General features: G+C 63.1%; 15 protein-coding genes and 1 pseudogene. 4 read left to right on the plus strand and 12 right to left on the minus strand.

Translation table 11 applies throughout. From position 1 onward, the window contains the following. Positions 1-369 (plus strand): hypothetical protein (locus BEK68_RS25940; RefSeq protein ID WP_212634774.1); only part of this gene is annotated, 369 nt, incomplete at its 5' end. A gap of 196 nt (positions 370-565) precedes the next feature. Here BEK68_RS25940 and BEK68_RS26170 read toward each other — a convergent pair. Both BEK68_RS26170 and BEK68_RS13015 read right to left on the minus strand, forming a co-directional pair. Further along, positions 566-1,268 (minus strand): annotated as a pseudogene (locus BEK68_RS26170) (hypothetical protein). 126 nt (positions 1,269-1,394) lie between these two features. Beyond that, positions 1,395-1,967, minus strand: a complete 573-nt coding sequence (locus tag BEK68_RS13015) for a DUF4337 domain-containing protein (RefSeq protein WP_009239743.1) — start codon at positions 1,965-1,967, stop codon at positions 1,395-1,397. A gap of 305 nt (positions 1,968-2,272) precedes the next feature. Here BEK68_RS13015 and BEK68_RS13020 point away from each other — a divergent pair, with 305 nt between their 5' ends. After that, complete coding sequence (locus BEK68_RS13020; RefSeq protein ID WP_012430463.1) at positions 2,273-3,478, plus strand: sterol desaturase family protein; 1,206 nt, start codon at positions 2,273-2,275, stop codon at positions 3,476-3,478. Between the two features lie 17 nt (positions 3,479-3,495). After that, entirely contained in the window at positions 3,496-4,014 is a 519-nt protein-coding gene (locus tag BEK68_RS13025) for a cupin domain-containing protein (RefSeq protein ID WP_012430464.1), read from the plus strand. Here BEK68_RS13025 and BEK68_RS26385 read toward each other — a convergent pair whose 3' ends face one another. Next, positions 4,015-4,137, minus strand: coding sequence for a hypothetical protein (locus tag BEK68_RS26385; RefSeq protein WP_004634792.1), 123 nt, complete (start codon positions 4,135-4,137; stop codon positions 4,015-4,017). A 302-nt stretch (positions 4,138-4,439) separates the two neighbouring features. Between BEK68_RS26385 and BEK68_RS13030 the strand changes: the two genes are divergently transcribed. Beyond that, positions 4,440-5,318 (plus strand): 2-hydroxy-3-oxopropionate reductase, encoded by an 879-nt coding sequence (locus tag BEK68_RS13030; protein ID WP_012430465.1) that lies wholly within the window; start codon positions 4,440-4,442, stop codon positions 5,316-5,318. 68 nt (positions 5,319-5,386) lie between these two features. Here BEK68_RS13030 and BEK68_RS13035 read toward each other — a convergent pair whose 3' ends face one another. The 9 genes from BEK68_RS13035 to BEK68_RS13075 form a co-directional block, all read right to left on the minus strand. Next, positions 5,387-6,790: an MFS transporter gene (locus tag BEK68_RS13035; protein ID WP_012430466.1), complete on the minus strand. Its 1,404-nt coding sequence runs from the start codon at positions 6,788-6,790 to the stop codon at positions 5,387-5,389. Positions 6,791-6,861: 71 nt separating this feature from the next. Continuing rightward, entirely contained in the window at positions 6,862-7,962 is a 1,101-nt protein-coding gene (locus BEK68_RS13040) for a porin (protein WP_012430467.1), read from the minus strand. 176 nt (positions 7,963-8,138) lie between these two features. Next, positions 8,139-9,089 carry a PDR/VanB family oxidoreductase gene (locus BEK68_RS13045; protein WP_012430468.1) on the minus strand — a complete coding sequence of 317 codons (951 nt, stop codon included), beginning with the start codon at positions 9,087-9,089 and terminating at the stop codon, positions 8,139-8,141. Between the two features lie 21 nt (positions 9,090-9,110). After that, positions 9,111-10,073: a VOC family protein gene (locus tag BEK68_RS13050; RefSeq protein WP_012430469.1), complete on the minus strand. Its 963-nt coding sequence runs from the start codon at positions 10,071-10,073 to the stop codon at positions 9,111-9,113. A gap of 36 nt (positions 10,074-10,109) precedes the next feature. Beyond that, complete coding sequence (locus BEK68_RS13055) at positions 10,110-11,612, minus strand: aldehyde dehydrogenase (protein WP_012430470.1); 1,503 nt, start codon at positions 11,610-11,612, stop codon at positions 10,110-10,112. A gap of 16 nt (positions 11,613-11,628) precedes the next feature. Beyond that, positions 11,629-12,432 carry an aspartate dehydrogenase gene (locus BEK68_RS13060; protein WP_012430471.1) on the minus strand — a complete coding sequence of 268 codons (804 nt, stop codon included), beginning with the start codon at positions 12,430-12,432 and terminating at the stop codon, positions 11,629-11,631. A 32-nt stretch (positions 12,433-12,464) separates the two neighbouring features. After that, positions 12,465-14,204 carry a thiamine pyrophosphate-binding protein gene (locus BEK68_RS13065; RefSeq protein WP_012430472.1) on the minus strand — a complete coding sequence of 580 codons (1,740 nt, stop codon included), beginning with the start codon at positions 14,202-14,204 and terminating at the stop codon, positions 12,465-12,467. Then, complete coding sequence (locus BEK68_RS13070) at positions 14,197-15,000, minus strand: SDR family oxidoreductase (RefSeq protein WP_024542540.1); 804 nt, start codon at positions 14,998-15,000, stop codon at positions 14,197-14,199. The genes BEK68_RS13065 and BEK68_RS13070 overlap by 8 nt, the downstream gene beginning before the upstream one ends. 2 nt (positions 15,001-15,002) lie before the next feature. Further along, positions 15,003-15,830, minus strand: a complete 828-nt coding sequence (locus BEK68_RS13075) for an IclR family transcriptional regulator (protein ID WP_004634814.1) — start codon at positions 15,828-15,830, stop codon at positions 15,003-15,005. Positions 15,831-15,839 lie beyond the last annotated feature (9 nt).

The raw sequence follows: 15,839 nt of genomic DNA on the forward strand, positions 1-15,839 counted from the left end.
AACCTTACTTCTGTGCGAGCACTTTATTACTTGTTAGCTAGCGGATCGAAATCCGCCGCACCCAGTATTAAGCGCCCACACTTATCGGCTGTTTGCTTGTTAAAGAACTTCGCGATCAACTTTGTTTATCGCGTCGCTGCGTTTTCTGCAGCAGAGAAACGAGATTATGCAGAGCTTTTTTGTCGCTGTCAACAATTCGTCGAAGATTTTTTATCCACCAACGCGCCGCCAACCACCACCGAATCTCCAGCCAACCGTCAACCACCCAATCGACCGCAAACCCGCTCTACACCTGCTTCTCCACCACTCAACACCACCACCGCCACTTGCGTTTCGGCGCTGTGTTTTGCAGCGAGGGGCGAATACTAATGTGCGGAAGCGCGGCTGGCAAGCACTTTTGTGAGTCACTCGCAAAAATCTTGTTGATCGCCTGCTCGCTTCGCCGTGGGCCGCTTGCGTTATGGCAGGTTGAGAGGCCACCGAACGCCGCGCCCGACCAACCTGCGACACGGATTGGGCCTGGCCATCGCCCGCCGCTTCGTTACTCATAGAGATGCAGTTGGCATCAATGCTTGCCCGGCGCTTGGCGCAGCATCTGGTTGTAGAGAATCGCCTTGCTGGTCGACACGTAATTGTCGGCGTCGCACGGCGGCAGGATCAGCGATGCGTCCCTCTGCGCTGTGATCGCAGTCGTCTCGAACAGCACAGCGAGGCACTGGGCGTTGTCGCCACGATGGTATTCAGTCACGGCCAAGTCGCTGCGAGCCTTGTCGCGCTCGATCCAGTCCATGAAGGGATCGCAATCGGCGAGCAGCGAACGCAGCGTTGTACGTGCTGCGTCGTAATCCTTGGCGGCATATTCCTTGTGGGCGTGGCCGATGCGGGCTTGCCGCTGGCGGTCAGTGCAGGCGGCGGGTGCGCGGCGGTAGTCGCCATCAAACATAGCGCGCATGCCACAGAATTCTCGGCAGGCTTCGGCGGTCGCAGATGAATCCAGCTTGAGCCCATCCTTATTACCTGACACGGCGATGTGGCACTCGCCCTCATCCTTGTCGACGCCAACGCGCCCCCCCAAACGTGCCTTCGATCGCGCACGTGTGGCAGTTGCCGCCAATTGTCGTGATGTTGAAGCTACCGCCCTTGACCGTCATCGTGCCGCTTGCGCTGCCACCCAGAATGTAGACATACTCGCCCGGCTCGACGGCAGGGCCGGGCGCCATGACGCACGCGCTAGCCAACAAGCCGGCCATCATCCATGTGCGCAACATCCCCATTCGAAGTGTCATAGTGTTCATTCCGGATTCCTGGAGGACGGTGCCTCCTGCGCGAGCGCCATTCTGGCTATCCGGCATGTCGGCACGCAACTTATCGGACGAAGAGCGCGCCCGAGGCTGTCAGATGTGAAGCAGCGCCAGCACAGCCACGACACCACCGACAGCGGCCACGCCGTACGACAGCACCTGCATCCAGCGCCGGCGGGAAAGCAACGTGATAGCCGCCAGCGCGATCGACACCTGAATGGCGACCACCGCTTGCGCCCACCGATGATGATGGTGCACGGCGAGCTCGCTGGCGTCGTCGGCCTCTTTGGCCAAGCGCTCCTGGTCTTCAGCCTGGCGACGGATGTCTTCCTTTTCGGCGGCGTAGCGCTGGGCTTCGCGCCTGGCGGCGGCCTGATCGGTGCCGGGCAGTTGGGCGGTCAGCTCGGCAATCGCCTGCTTCTGACCTTTGGCCTGGTAGTAGGCCCAGCGGTTTGCGGCCTCGGTCTTGTGGATGGCGGCTTCATTCTTGGCCAGTAGCGCGGCGTTTTGCGTGGCACCGCCCTGGTAACCGAAGATAGCGCCGGCCGTCGAGAGAATCGCCGTCATGACGGCAATCCGCCCGGCAAAGCTGTCGGCGTGGCCGCTTTCTGCTGCGTGCTCAAGCGCGTGATCGTGCGCGCCGTGCACGTGAAATTCCTCTGACATGGTTGCTCCCCTTTTTATCTGGTCTTGTACCGTCGTGCGCCCGTCAGGCACGGGCCTCACAATGCATGGCCTTGCACGGAAAGGCAACGCCCTGCGGTGCGCCGCCAACGCTGCAGACGCGATTTCCCGACATTGACGCACACGGGAAAAAAGTGCAGCAATCGCAAATCATTTGTACGCAGAAGAATAGCGCCGTTGAATACGCAAAACTGGTCCGTATAATCGCGCAGCAGTGCGAATGAGGGCCAATATTCGATTGGCAATCTCATTGTTAATAAAACAAAACAATACTGCGAGTCAGATCCATGGATGCGTCCCAAAAGCCTTTGGCGCCATTGCCCGAAGAGCATCACCACCCTGCCATCGTTCGCGTGGCCGACGCGACGATCCGCGATGCCAATGCGCTGCTCCATGCCAACGGCGGCCTGAAGTTTGGCCGGGGCATGATCGGAACCATCCTGGCGCTGGTGCTGGGCTTTCTGTGCTTGCTGGGCGTGCTGGCGTTTCACTTCCCGCAGTATCTGACGACGCCGGAATTACGTCGCGCTTATTCGGTGGATGTGATTCGGCAAATCCTGTTTGTCTCGCTGTTGATTTCCGGCGGGTTATCGCTGGCGAATATCGTGCTGGATAACCGCCGTCGCCTGAATGGCATGGCGTTCCTGTTTGTGGTGATTGCCGTGGCACTGGGCGGCTCGCGCGTGCCGGTAGGCGATTTTCCGGATCACACACCGTACATCGGCATGGATTGGTTCATTCTCGACCTGCTCGGTTCGACGGCGATTTTCGTGCTGCTTGAGAAGCTGTTCCCGCTCTACAAGAAGCAGCCGGTGTTCCGCGCCGAATGGCAGACCGACATGGTGCACTTCGCGGTGAACCACTTCATCGTGGGGCTGGTGCTGCTGGTGGTGAATTTCCTGATTCACCGGGTGTTCGGATGGATGGTGCATGCGGATTTCCAGCAGATGGTGCAGCACATCTGGTTCATTCCGCAGTTGCTGCTGTGCATGTTGGTGGCCGACCTGATGGAGTACGTCACGCACCGCGCGTATCACGAGGTGCCGTTCCTCTGGCGCTTCCACGCCGTTCATCACAGCGTGAAGACGATGGACTGGCTGGCAGGTTCGCGTCAGCACATTCTTGAACTGATTGTCACGCGGGTAGCCGTGCTGGGCCCGCTGTTCGTGCTGGGATTCGACAAGGCCGTTGTCGATGTCTACATCATCATCGTGGGCTTCCAGGCGGTGTTCAATCACGCCAACGTGCATTTGCCGTGGGGGCCATTGAAGTACATCTTTGTGACGCCGGATTTTCACCACTGGCACCACTCGTCGGAAGACGAAGCGATCGACAAAAACTACGCCGCGCATTTCGCCTTCATCGATTACCTGTTCGGTACCGCGGTGAAATCGAAAAAGGCCTTCCCCGAGAAGTACGGCGTCGTGGGCGACTACATGCCCGACGGCTTCGTCAACCAGCAACGCTTTCCGTTCCGCCGTCAGCAGAACTGAGTCGAAGGTTTCCCATCATGCCGCTCGCCCTCGCCGCCCAGAACCTCATCGCCCGCCTCGGTCTCGAACCGCACCCGGAAGGCGGCTTCTATCGCGAAACCTATCGCAGTGAGGAACGCATCCAGCGAGGCATCCCGCCCATCGGGCGTGCGGCTGCCACCGCTATCTATTACCTGTTGGCGGATGATGCATATTCCGCCTGGCATCGGATCCAGTCGGACGAGTTGTGGCACTTCCATGCGGGGGACTCACTCAATGTGCATGTGTTGGAGGAAGACGGTACGGTGAGCACGCATCGCCTGGGCCACGCGGCCGACGATGCGATGGCGGTGTACCAGGCGGTGGTCCCGGCTGGCCGCTGGTTTGCAGCCGAGCGCGTGCCGGGTGAACATGGGTATGCGCTGGTCGGCTGCACCGTCGCTCCGGGGTTCGAGTTCAGCGAGTTCGAACTGGCTGACGGCGATGCGCTGCTGGCGAAGTATTCGGCACATGGCGATCTCGTCCGCAGGTTGCTGCCCAAGCCCCACGGCGCTTGATCAGCACCACACCACGCTTTCATAGCCCACCGTGCGGCGGTAGACGCTCATGCCCCGCCATGTGCTGTACTCCATGTAGGCACATGTCAGGACGACGATCCAGTTGGCTGCTGTGGTGGACATATTCCCTCCCATCTCGGCGTGCCCGATCACTTCTTATCGGCACGTTTTCAGTCTATGAGAGGGGGCTTCAAAGTCATTGCACGAGCAATGACGCTTCTTGCCCGCTATTTCGAGACCTCGCTTTCTCAAGGGCATCGCGCGTCGCAAACGCCCGCCGGGCGCCGCTCTCATGCATCCCGAAGCGCACAAGATGGCGAGCCGCCTAGCTTTCATTGATGTTGCTGATCTACGCTTGTGACAAGCGCTGCGGCGTGACGCACCCTCCTCATTCACATCCACCTAGACGCTTGCGGAAGAACATCATGGCAACCATCGGATTCATCGGCCTGGGCATCATGGGCGCCCACATGGCTCGCAACCTGCTCAAGGGCGACCACACCCTGATCGTCAGCGGCAAACATTCCGTGCCGGAAGATCTGCGTTCCCGCGCTACCGTTGTCGCGAATTCGGCGGCGGTTGCGCAAGCAGCAGACATCGTCATCGCCATGGTGCCGGACACGCCGGACGTGGCCAATGTGCTGTTTGGCGAAGACGGTGTCGCGCAGGGCCTGGCTGCAGACAAGCTCTTCATCGACATGAGCTCGATCTCGCCGATTGAAACGCAGGCCTTTGCCAAGCGCGTCGAAGCGCTGGGGGCGGATTACCTCGATGCGCCCGTTTCAGGCGGTGAAGTCGGCGCGCGCGATGCAACGCTCACGATCATGGTCGGCGGCAAGGAAGCGGCATTCGAGCGTGCCAAGCCGCTGTTTGCGCTGATGGGTAAGAACATCACGCACGTGGGCGACTCCGGTGCCGGGCAGACCTGCAAGGTGGCCAACCAGATCATCGTGGCGCTGACCATCGAGGCCGTGGGCGAGGCGCTGCTGTTCGCATCGAAGGCCGGGGCCGATCCGGCACGTGTGCGCCAAGCGTTGATGGGCGGTTTTGCTTCGTCGCGGATTCTCGAAGTGCATGGCGAACGCATGATCAAGCGGACGTTTGACCCGGGCTTCCGCATCGAGCTGCACCAGAAAGATCTGAACCTGGCGTTGGAGGGCGCCCGCAAGCTCGGCATCGCCCTGCCGAACACGGCCGCTGCACAGCAGCTCTTCAATGTGTGTGCGGCCAATGGCGGCAAGGCGTGGGACCACTCCGCCATGGTGCGCGCGCTGGAACTGATGGCGGATCACACGATTGCTTGAAGCAAAACGGGACGGCGCACGCAACTGAGCGCCGCCCCTCCGTTTTACGACCTTCAACCGCCTCCGGCTTACAGCTCAAGCTGCTCCAGCACTTTCCCCTTGGTTTCGATGCCGAGGAAGTGGATAGTGACTGCCGCCAGGATGGGCACCAAAGCCAACAGCAAGAACGCATTGCTGATGTTGCCCGAGCCGATGGTCGATCCGATCAGCATGGGTGAAAAGATGGCCGCAATCTTCAGCCACGCGCCGCCCATGCCGCAGCCGATCGCCCGGATATTGGTCGGGTACAGCTCCGGCGTATAGACATAGGCAGTGATGAAGCCGCACGCCATCAACCCCAGCGCCAACGAGCACAACCCCGCCACCACATAGAGCGACTGCTCGTGCAGCAGCCCAGCCAGCGCCAGCGAGACGCCGCAGAGTACGAACGACACGACCATCACGGGTTTGCGGCCTACCTTGTCGACGATCATCGCGCAGACCAACGAGCCGACCACACCCAGCACCGACGCCAGCGCGGCCAAATTCAGCGCCAGTTGCAGCGGCGCGTGATAGATCGTCTTGTAGACCGTCGGCAGCCACGTCGACAGACCGTACTGGATAAAACCGCACGTCGCCCACAGCATGGCCACGACCACCGTGCGCTTGATGTACACGGGGCCGAACAGATCGCGCATGCCGCGCTTCGGGTGGCGGTGCGACATCTGCTCGAAGGCCGAGGTATCGCCCAGCGGAGGCAGCGGCCCCTTCGCCTTGGCTTCAAAGCGTGCCTGCGCGGCATCGGCCTCGGCCATGCGTCCATTGGTCGCCAGCCAGCGCGGGGACTCCGGCACGGCCTTGGGCAGCGTGAAGAACAGCACGAGCGGAATGCCACCGAGAAAGTACATCACCTCCCAGCCGAAATGCGGTACAAGCCAGGCCCCAAGCGCGTTGGACACCAGCAAACCAATCGGGAACACCACCTCGTAGAGCAGCACGAAGCGCCCGCGGCCATGGGCACGCGTGACTTCGTTGATGTATGTGGCCGCTACGGGCAGCTCGCCACCCAAGCCGATGCCCTGCACGATACGCAGCGCTGCAAACACGGCAAAACTGGGCGCCACGCCGCACAGCAGGCTCATCAAACCGATGATGCCCGCGCTATAGCCGATCATGCGCACGCGGCCGAATCGCTCCGCAAACATCGGGAACACCAGCGCACCGATCAACTGACCGATGCCGGGGGCACCGATCACAAAAGCAATCTGCGCCGGGGTCAGATGCCATTGCGCGATCAGCAGCGGCAGCGTAGCGGCAATGACGATCACGTCAAAGCCGTCGAAGAACGTCGCCAGCCCGATCAGCAGACGCGCACGCACGTGCATGCCGTTGCTCTTGAGCCGCTCGATGCGGGCAACGATCTTGCCCAGGCTCATCGCGCCCAGCGACGCATCGTGGTCAATTCCGCTATCAATCAAAACACCTGGCTTCATGTGAAGCTCCTTCCGGAGGAAGTTGATGCGCCACTGGGTCGCTGCCCAGCGGCGCGCGTTGGGTCAGGACGTCAGAACGAGTGGTGCACCCCGGTGCTGACAACCATCTGGTTGCGCTGCGCCGCCACACCTACGCCGTTGATGGCAGCAGACTGCGCATCGCCGGACGCACGCTGATACGTACCTTGCACGTACACCTGCGTGCGCTTGGAAAACGCGTACACGTTGCCGAGGCTGAACTGGTTCCAGCGGGCGCCCTCGTACTTGCTGAAGGTATAGCCCACGTTGAGCGTATTGGCGGCGCTGTAATGCCACGCGGTGCCGAGGTCGACGTTTTGCGCGCGGGCGTTGGCGCCACTCAGCGTGATGCGGGTCTGCGTATAGACCGCGTTGATCTGGACCGGCAGGTTGCTGAACTGATACAGCGTGCCGGCACCGAACGACTTGACCGAACTCATCGGCGTCATCACGCCGGGCACGAGCGTCGTGCCGAGCGTGTTCGTGATACCCAGGCGACCGGCGATGTCCAGCGCGCGGTCATTGGACGCGGTATAAGCCGCGGCTGCACGGAACCCGCCGTTGGTGTAGTACGCACCGAGGCTGTAACTGCGGCTTTTCGACGGCGAACCGGGTACCTCGCCAAAGCCGTACATGCCGCCCAGTTGCAGGCCGCCGAAGATGGGCGAGACGTAGCGCACGGCGTTGTCGATCTGGAACTGGTTGGCCAGGTTGTCGAAGTTGCCGGGGTGGAACAGGTAGAAATTGGTGAGCTGGAACCCGTTGCTCAGGCGGCCGAGGTAGTCGAACATGAAGTCCGCTTGGTGGCCAAGCTGGATATTGCCCAAGCGATCGTTCGTCAGGCCCACCCACGCCGTGCGGTTGAACAGCTTGCCGGCGACCACGCTGCTGCCGGTGTCGCCCAGAAACCCCGATTCCAACTGGAAGATGGCCTGCGTACCGCCGCCGAGATCTTCCGAGCCGCGCAGGCCGAAACGGTCCGGCTGCATGGTGCCGGGGTCCATGCGCAGCGCCGAGCCGCTAGACGCGCTGCTCTTGAGGCTGTTGATGTAGGCCACGCCTTCATCAATGCTGCCGTACAGCGTCACGTTGCTCTGGGCCGCAGCGGTGCCAGCCAGGCTCATCGCCGCAATGGCGAACAAGGTTGTCTTCATTTGCAGTTTCCTCCACTGGACAAGGTGTCCGCCCCGCCAGTTGTTATCGCCGTCTTGGTGGACGAGCTGGTTGTGGTTCTTGCTTTGTTTCGTATGCGAAACGTCGTTTAAAAGAAAAACAGGGCGCAAAAAAAGACGGCGCGGCTGGTCAGGCCGGCGCCTAAACCATCCTGCGCTTACAGATCGATCACCAGGCGCTTGCCCTTACAGCCGGATACGCAAACCATCATCGTCTGGTTGGATGCACGCTCGCTCTTGGAAAGCACGCTGTCACGGTGGTCGGGCTCGCCTTCGAGCACGCGCGTTTCGCACGAGCCGCACACGCCTTCCTTGCAGCTGTGTTCCACCTCGACGCCAATCTCCAACAGCGCGTCGAGCAGCGACTTGCCCGCCGGTACACACAACTCGGCACCGTTGCGCGCGAGCTTGACCTGGTATTCGCCCTCCTGCACCGATTCCACACCGGGGTCGGCCGCAAAGCGTTCAATATGGACGTTGGTGTAGCCCAGCGCCTCACAGGCCGCCTCGAATGCCCGCAGCATCGGGCCGGGGCCGCAGCAATAGAAATGCGTATCGGCCGGATGCCCTGCAAGCAGCGCTTTCAGATCGGGGGCGCCACCGGCTTCTGCGTCCAGGTGAAAACGCACCGCTTCGCCATGGGCGGCAAGCTCATCGGCAAAGGCCGCTTCGGCACGCGAGCGGGCGCAATACAGCATCGAGAACGCCTTGCCTTGCTCGGCCAGGCGACGCGCCATGCAGACGATGGGCGTCACGCCGATGCCACCTGCAACCAGCACGGTACGCGGCGCGGTTTCGTCCAGCTCGAAGTGATTGCGCGGGCCGCCGATCTTGAGCGTCGAACCGACGCGCAATTGCTCGTGCACATAGCGCGATCCGCCGCGGCTGTTGCGGTCGAGCAGCACGCCGACCACATAACGGTCACGCACCTCTGGCGCGCCGCACAGCGAATAGCTGCGCACCAGCCCGTTGCCGAGATGCAGTTCGATATGCGCGCCGGGTGCGTACTCGGGCAGCGTTTTGCCGTCGACATCGCGCAGCTCCACGCTCACGATGCCTTGGGCTTCGTAGCGCATGGCGTGCACGCGCAGGTTGAGGGGGGAATTCATAGCACGTCTCTCTGCAACGTTTCAGCGCTTTTCCGTGAGGAACTTGCCTTCCGGGCCGGCGACGTTTTTCTGCCGGCGTGTGTTGCCGTCAATGCCGCCGTCGATGGCCCATTCGGCGAACACGGTCGGGCCGGGCTCGAAATCGCGCGGCTGCCAGTCGGCGTCAAGCTGGTCTTCATCGGCGTAGTACTCGATCAAGCCACCGGCAGGGTTCTTGAAGTACCAGAAGTACGCCGACGAAATCGGGTGACGACCCGGGCCTAGTTGCGTTTCCCAGCCGCAGCGCGACACATGCATGCCACCGCCGAACACTTCGTGGATGTCGCGCACGGTGAAGGCGACGTGGTTGAGCCCGCTCTTCGCCTGCGGCGTTTGCAGCAGGAACAGATCGTGATGGCCGCCTTCCGGCTCACAGCGCAGGAACGCCCCGCGGCCCGGGTAGTGGTCGGACGGCACAAAGCCGAGCTTGTCGATGTAAAAGCGCTCCGTGGCCGCCACGTCCTTCACGAAGAAGACCACGTGGCCCACTTCGATGGGCGTGGCACGCGCGTAGATCGGGCTCGGTTGATTGCGGCGCGGTTTGTCCGTCCATGTGTTCATGGCTGCGCATTGCACGTCGACATCGCGCTTGGTGGTCAGTTGCACGCGCACTGCCAGGCCGTTCGGGTCGGTGCAGCCGACGCGGCCGTCGGCGTGCACATAACCGGGCTGGTCAGCCAGTTTGTCGACCAGGCGATCGAGCACAGCCTGCGAATCGGTGCCCCAGATCACCTCGCACAGCGTCGGGCCGGCTTCCATGGCGGCCGGCAGCGTGGCATCGTCCCTGCGCTTGACGCGCACGCGGCAGCCGTTGAGCGTTTCGAACAGCAGGCCGCTGGCGTCTTCCGATTGCAGGGCAAGGCCCCAATCCAGGAAGAACTGCTTGCAGGCGGCGAGGTCGTCGGCACCGTAGACGATTTCGTCGATGCCTCGAATCGTGTTCATCTTGATCTCCTGTGGTCTGGGTGTTTTGTTTCAGCTTCAGTTGGCGTTGGCCCAGGCCAGCGGCTGTTCATTCAAGCCCCAGTAAAGGCTCTTCTGCTCCATGTATTGCAGGATGCCGAGTCGGCCCTTCTCGCGGCCGAGGCCGCTGTCGCGCCAGCCGCCAAACGGCGTCGAGATCGAGAACTGCTTGTATGTGTTGATCCACACGTTGCCGGCCTGCACCGCGCGGCCGATGCGCCATGCGCGCTTGTAGTCGCGCGTCCAGATCCCGGCGGCCAATGCGTAGACGCTGTCGTTGGCCTGTTCGATCAATTCGTCTTCATCGTCGAACGGCATGGCGACGAGCACCGGGCCAAAGATTTCTTCCTGGCAAATGCGCGCGCTGTTGGTGAGCCCTTCGATGATGGTCGGCGTGTAGAAGTAACCCGACTCACAGCCCACGATTGCTGGGCGCAAGCCGCCCGTGCGCAGGTGGCCGCCCTCTCCCACGCCCATCGCAACGTACGACTCGATGGTCTCGCGGTGACGATCGGTGATCAGCGGGCCCATCTGCGTCGATTCATCGGCCGGATTGCCGACACGCAGGCGTGCCGCGGCAGCGGCCAGACGATCCATGAACGGCTCGTAGAGCGAGCGCGCCACAAACAGGCGCGAACCTGCGATGCACGATTCGCCCGATGAACTGAAGATGCCGTACAGCACGCCATTCACGGCGTGGTCGAGGTCGGCATCTTCAAACACCATCGTCGGCGATTTACCGCCGAGTTCGAGCGACACCGGCATCATCTTGTCGGCCGCAATGTGCGCGATATGGCGGCCCGTGTTCGTGCCTCCCGTGAACGACACGCGACGCACCAGCGGATGCTTGGTGATCGCATCGCCAATCACGGAGCCCTTGCCGGGCAGCACGCTGATCATGCCCTTCGGCACGCCCGCCTCTTCACAGATGGCGGCAAGTTCCAGTGCCATCAGCGGTGTGACTTCAGCCGGTTTGACGACGACGGCGTTGCCCGCGGCCAGCGCAGGCGCCATCTTTTGCGCTTCGCTGGCAATCGGCGAATTCCATGGCGTGATGGCCGCCACCACGCCCATGGGCTCATGCACGCTCATCGTCAGGCAATCGCCGCGCATGGGCGTGAGCGACTCTTCCAGTGTCTCGCATGCGGCGCCGAAGAACTGGAACGTGGCCGCAGCGCTTGCCACCAGGGCGCGCGTTTCGTTGATCGGCTTGCCGTTATCCAGCCGCTGGCGTTGCGCAAGTGCTTCGCTGCGCGAGCGGATCAGCTCGGCGATGCGGTACAGGACGGCGGCGCGTTCGTGCGGCTTGCGCTGCGCCCAGCCGCTGGAGAGGAAGGCGCGATAGGCACCGGCCACAGCTTCTTCCACGTCGGCGACGCTGGCAGCGTTGAGTTCCGCCACCACTTCGCCCGTGGCGGGGTAGCGCGTGACATAGCGCTCGCCGGTGCCGAGGCGCCATTCGCCTGCGATGCAGATCGGCAGCAACGAGGTCGCAGTTGCGTTCAGGGTAGAGACAGTCATGGCGCAATGGCCTCGCTTAAATCGAAACGGCGTGTGCGCGGTTGCCCAGCGCACGCACCACGCTGAACACCGTCAGCGCAGAAGTCTTGGGATTGGCCGCCAGCGGCTTGCCGCGCATCGTCAGTTCGAAACCGCCAAAGGCCCCGCGTGCCTCGACGTGATGGATGTTCTCGTCCACCGTCGGATCGGCCAGCAGCTTGACGTGCGTGTGCTCAAGCCCCAGGCCCGCCAATGACAGCGTGGCGGCCACATTGGCGTTCTTCGGGAATAGACGCGCAGCTTCGCGGGCGTTGCCTTCGAAGATCACGGTCGGCTCGCGCAGCGCATCGAGGTCGAACTGCTGTTCGGCCGGCGTGTCCTTCCAGGCGCGCGGTGGCTTGCGGCCCGTGTAGATCACAGCGTCGAGCCCGCCGACGCGCGCAGCGGCCAGTGCGTCGATGGCGCCGATGGCGCCCGACAGCAGCTGCACCTGCGCGTTGCCACGGCGGGCCGCTGCCTCCAGCCGCTCGGCCACGCCGGGTTGAGACAGCGCACCGACCGATACCACGAGGCAATCAATGCCCTGCTCCAACGCCGGCAACACATGTTCTTCAAGCGCGTCATGGCCAGCGCACTCGACCAGCAGATCCGTATGCGCGTCGGCCGACAGATGCGTCGTGACACGCGCATTTGGTGCGAACGGGGCGATGGCCTCGCGCGCCTTGTCCATCGCGTGCTCGGGCACGATTACGGCATCAAAGCACACATCCGGATCGCTCTTGAGCAGTTCCAGTACGCCCTGCCCGATCGCTCCGCACCCGACCATCGATACATGCAGCATGTCCGGCTCCTTCAGTTGGCTCGGTTGCAGGTTCACGCCACCACCGTCGTGCCGTCCGTGGCGCATGCAGCAGCGCGCTCGCCCTGACCGTCCTTGGCCTGCTGGTTGACCGGCGGGCCTGCAAAGATCGTCTTGAAGCTGCCGATGGAGAGCATGTCGATCTCCATCAGGAACGGGCCTTCGCCGCTGGTGGCTTCCTTCAACACGCTGCCCACATCGGCCAGATCCGACACGCGGCGATGGCGCAACTGCAGCGACTGCGCAAGCGCCGCGTAGTCCGGCGTGTGCAGATCCACGTAATGGCGGCGGCCGCCGTACTGCGCGTCCTGAATGTTCTTGATGACGCCGTAGCCCTTGTCGTTCATCAGCACGATGACGAGGTTGGCGCGCTCCTGCACCGCAGTCGCCAATTCGCCGAGGTTCAGGATGAAGCCGCCGTCGCCGGCCAGGCAGAACGTCGTCTTGCCGGATTCGATCGCGGCCGCACCGATGGCCGCACCAATGCCCATCGCCAAACCTTGGCCGATACCGCCACCCAGCGCATGCACGCCGGCGCGCGAATCAAAGATACGGAGCTGGCGATTGCCCCACGTGCTGTTCGACACGGTCACGTCGCGCACCCAGTTGAACTCACGTCCCACGGCGGCTTGCAACGCCTCCACAAGCTTTGCGTACGGGCCGAGGCCATCGATCAGTCCGCGCACGGCCGCATCGTGTGCAGCGCGCAGGTCGGCGGCGAATGTCGCGTCGATCTGCATCTTCTTTTCCAGCCGATCCGCCAAGCCTTCCAGCGCGAGGGCCGAATCGCCGCACACGAAATAGTCGCTGGCGTAGCAACGGCCTTCCGCCGAGGCATCCGCATCGACGCGGTACAGCGGACGCGGCAGTTTCAGTTCGTACTTGAGCGTTTCATTGCCACGCAGGCGCGAGCCGACCACGACCATCGCGTCGCACGTCTGGTAGAACGCCTCGACCGGCTTGTGCAGGTTGAATGCGCCCAGCGAGCGCGGATCATCTTCCGGCACGATGCCGCGGCCCTGCGTGCTGGTGACCACGCCAAAGCCAAGGTCCATCAGGCGCTTGACCTGCTTCGCGGCGTGGCGGGCACCACCGCCCAGCCACAGCATCGGACGGCGCGCGCGCGACAGGCGTTCAGCCAGTTCGTCCAGCGCGTGGGCCGACGGCACATGCTGAGGCACCTGCAGCGGGCGCAGGTCATCCGGCATCGGGATCAGCGCGGCCTGGATGTCGATGGGAATCTCCACGCTCACCGGGCCGGCCGGTGCCGTCAGCGCAGTCTGCACCGCCAGCTTCATCGTGCTGATCGCCGTGTCGGCACTGCGCACGCGGAAGGCAGCCTTGGAGACGGCCTTGAGCATCGTGAGCTGGTCCGGCGCTTCGTGGATGTAGGCAAGGCTCTGGTCCAGGTACGGCGTTTCGATCTGGCCCGTGATGTGCAGCAGCGGCGTGCCGGCGGTCAGGGCTTCGACCATTGCGCCCGCCGCATTCCCGGCAGCGGTGCCGGTGCTGGTCAGGCACACACCGAGGCCGCCCGTGGTCCGGGCATAGGCGTCGGCCATGTTGGCGCCGCCGGCTTCACCGCGCGCCATGACGAAGCGGATCTTGCCGCGCTCGCCCATCGCATCGAGGATGGGCATGTTGTGGATCGAGATGACGCCAAAGGCGGCCTTGACCTCGCAGGCCTCCAGGAAGGCTGCAATCGCGTGGCCCACCGTGACCAGCTGTTGTTCCTGTTGTTGTCTGTTAAGCATGACGGGAGTGTCCTCCGGAGATATCGATGTGGCTGCCCGTGGTGTACGAAGACAACGGCGAGGCAAGGAACAGAATGGCGCGGGCAGCCTCTTCGGGCAGGCCCAGGCGTCCAAGGGGAATATGTTTTTGCGTGGCCAGGCGGCGCGTCCATGCGGCCCAGTCGAGATGGCGGTCTTCTTCAGGTCGTGCCTCGAAGCGGCGGCGCCATTGGCCGGACTCCACCAGGCCGATCAGGATGCCGTTGACGCGCACGCCCTTCGGTGCAAATTCGGTCGCCATCGAACGCACAAGATTGAGCACACCCGCACGCGCAGCCGAGGTGGCGACCATGTGCGGCTCGGGCTGCTGCGCGAGCAGCGAATTCACGCAGACGATCGCGCCGTGCTCCGAGCGCTCGAGTTGCGGCAGGAAAGCGCGCGTGGGATGGATCACGGAGAAGAACTTGAGATGCAGCTCCTGCGTCCACGCGGCATCGTCGGTATCGGCAAACGTCGAGACACGGCCTTGGCCCGCGTTGTTGACCAGCATGTCGACGGGGCCGAGGGCTTGCTCCACGGCGTCGGCAAACGCTGCCATCTGCGCGGCGTCGAGCACGTCGCACGTTGCGGCAAACAGCCGGGCGTTTGGGAAGCGGCTGCGCAGACCTTGTTCGGCTTGCGCGAGGCGTTCGGCATTGCGCCCGCACAGCGCCACGACAGCGCCGGCTTCCAGCAGCAGTTCAACGGTGGCCAGGCCGATGCCGGAGGAGCCACCCGTCACGACAGCCGTCTTGCCAGTCAGGTCGATCATCGGCATGGTCATTCGCGGAACAGGTTGACGACCTTGCCGCCTGCGGGGCGGTAGTCCAGCAGGTAAGACAGCTCGCCGGCAGCGGCGCGCACCTTGTCGATCATCAGATCGAGCTGTGCGGCTTCAATGCGCGGCGACGGAATCGTCGTGCCGAGGGCTGCTACCACCTTGCCGGCGCGGTCGAGCACCGGCGCAGCAATCGTCGAGATGTTGGCTTCGAAGAAACCTTCCTGCAGCACGTAGCCGTGTTCGCGGTCGCGCTGGACCATCTCGAACAGCTCTTCGACCGTGCGCGGGGTATTGGCGGAAAACACTTCCAGCTGCGGCTCCGGATAGAGCTGGCGCAGCTCAGCCAGCGACAGATCGGCCAGCAGCACACGACCCAGCACCGTGGCGTGCGCCGGCAGGCGCGTGCCGACATTCACCGAGCTGGTGAACGGCGTGGGCGCCACGGATTTCGCCACGTAGACGATCGAGCGGCCATCGCGCACGACGAGGTTGCACGGATAGTGAATCTCGTCGCGCAGACGATCGAGCAGCGGGCGGCCCAGCTCGGTCAATTCCAGCGACGCGAGATATTCAAAGCCCAGGCGCAGCACCGCCATGCCGAGGCGAAAATCGCGGCCGCCGTCGACGCGTTCGATAAAACCCATCACTTCAAGTGTGGTCAGCAGGCGGAACACCGTGGAGCGCGGCACCTTCAGGCGGCGCGCCAGTTCCGGCGCCGACAGCACACGGTCTTTGTGGCTGAACTCGCACAGCAGGCGCAGGCCGCGTTCGAGCCCCGGCACGATGTACTTTTCTTGCACGTCTTCTGGGATGAGGTCGTTGCTCATACGTCTTGG

Source organism: Ralstonia pickettii (assembly GCF_001699815.1).
Lineage (GTDB): Bacteria > Pseudomonadota > Gammaproteobacteria > Burkholderiales > Burkholderiaceae > Ralstonia > Ralstonia thomasii.

Excerpts from the sequence above, each read along its gene's own strand:
- BEK68_RS13020 (WP_012430463.1), top strand. The coding sequence starts at position 2,273 with ATGGATGCGTCCCAAAAGCCTTTGGCGCCATTGCCCGAAGAGCATCAC.
- BEK68_RS13030 (WP_012430465.1), top strand. The coding sequence starts at position 4,440 with ATGGCAACCATCGGATTCATCGGCCTGGGCATCATGGGCGCCCACATG.
- BEK68_RS13015 (WP_009239743.1), bottom strand. The coding sequence starts at position 1,967 with ATGTCAGAGGAATTTCACGTGCACGGCGCGCACGATCACGCGCTTGAG.
- BEK68_RS13075 (WP_004634814.1), bottom strand. The coding sequence starts at position 15,830 with ATGAGCAACGACCTCATCCCAGAAGACGTGCAAGAAAAGTACATCGTG.
- BEK68_RS13070 (WP_024542540.1), bottom strand. The coding sequence starts at position 15,000 with ATGCCGATGATCGACCTGACTGGCAAGACGGCTGTCGTGACGGGTGGC.
- BEK68_RS13060 (WP_012430471.1), bottom strand. The coding sequence starts at position 12,432 with ATGCTGCATGTATCGATGGTCGGGTGCGGAGCGATCGGGCAGGGCGTA.
- BEK68_RS13050 (WP_012430469.1), bottom strand. The coding sequence starts at position 10,073 with ATGAACACGATTCGAGGCATCGACGAAATCGTCTACGGTGCCGACGAC.
- BEK68_RS13040 (WP_012430467.1), bottom strand. The coding sequence starts at position 7,962 with ATGAAGACAACCTTGTTCGCCATTGCGGCGATGAGCCTGGCTGGCACC.
- BEK68_RS13045 (WP_012430468.1), bottom strand. The coding sequence starts at position 9,089 with ATGAATTCCCCCCTCAACCTGCGCGTGCACGCCATGCGCTACGAAGCC.
- BEK68_RS13025 (WP_012430464.1), top strand. The coding sequence starts at position 3,496 with ATGCCGCTCGCCCTCGCCGCCCAGAACCTCATCGCCCGCCTCGGTCTC.
- BEK68_RS13055 (WP_012430470.1), bottom strand. The coding sequence starts at position 11,612 with ATGACTGTCTCTACCCTGAACGCAACTGCGACCTCGTTGCTGCCGATC.
- BEK68_RS26385 (WP_004634792.1), bottom strand. The coding sequence starts at position 4,137 with ATGTCCACCACAGCAGCCAACTGGATCGTCGTCCTGACATGTGCCTAC.
- BEK68_RS13035 (WP_012430466.1), bottom strand. The coding sequence starts at position 6,790 with ATGAAGCCAGGTGTTTTGATTGATAGCGGAATTGACCACGATGCGTCG.
- BEK68_RS13065 (WP_012430472.1), bottom strand. The coding sequence starts at position 14,204 with ATGCTTAACAGACAACAACAGGAACAACAGCTGGTCACGGTGGGCCAC.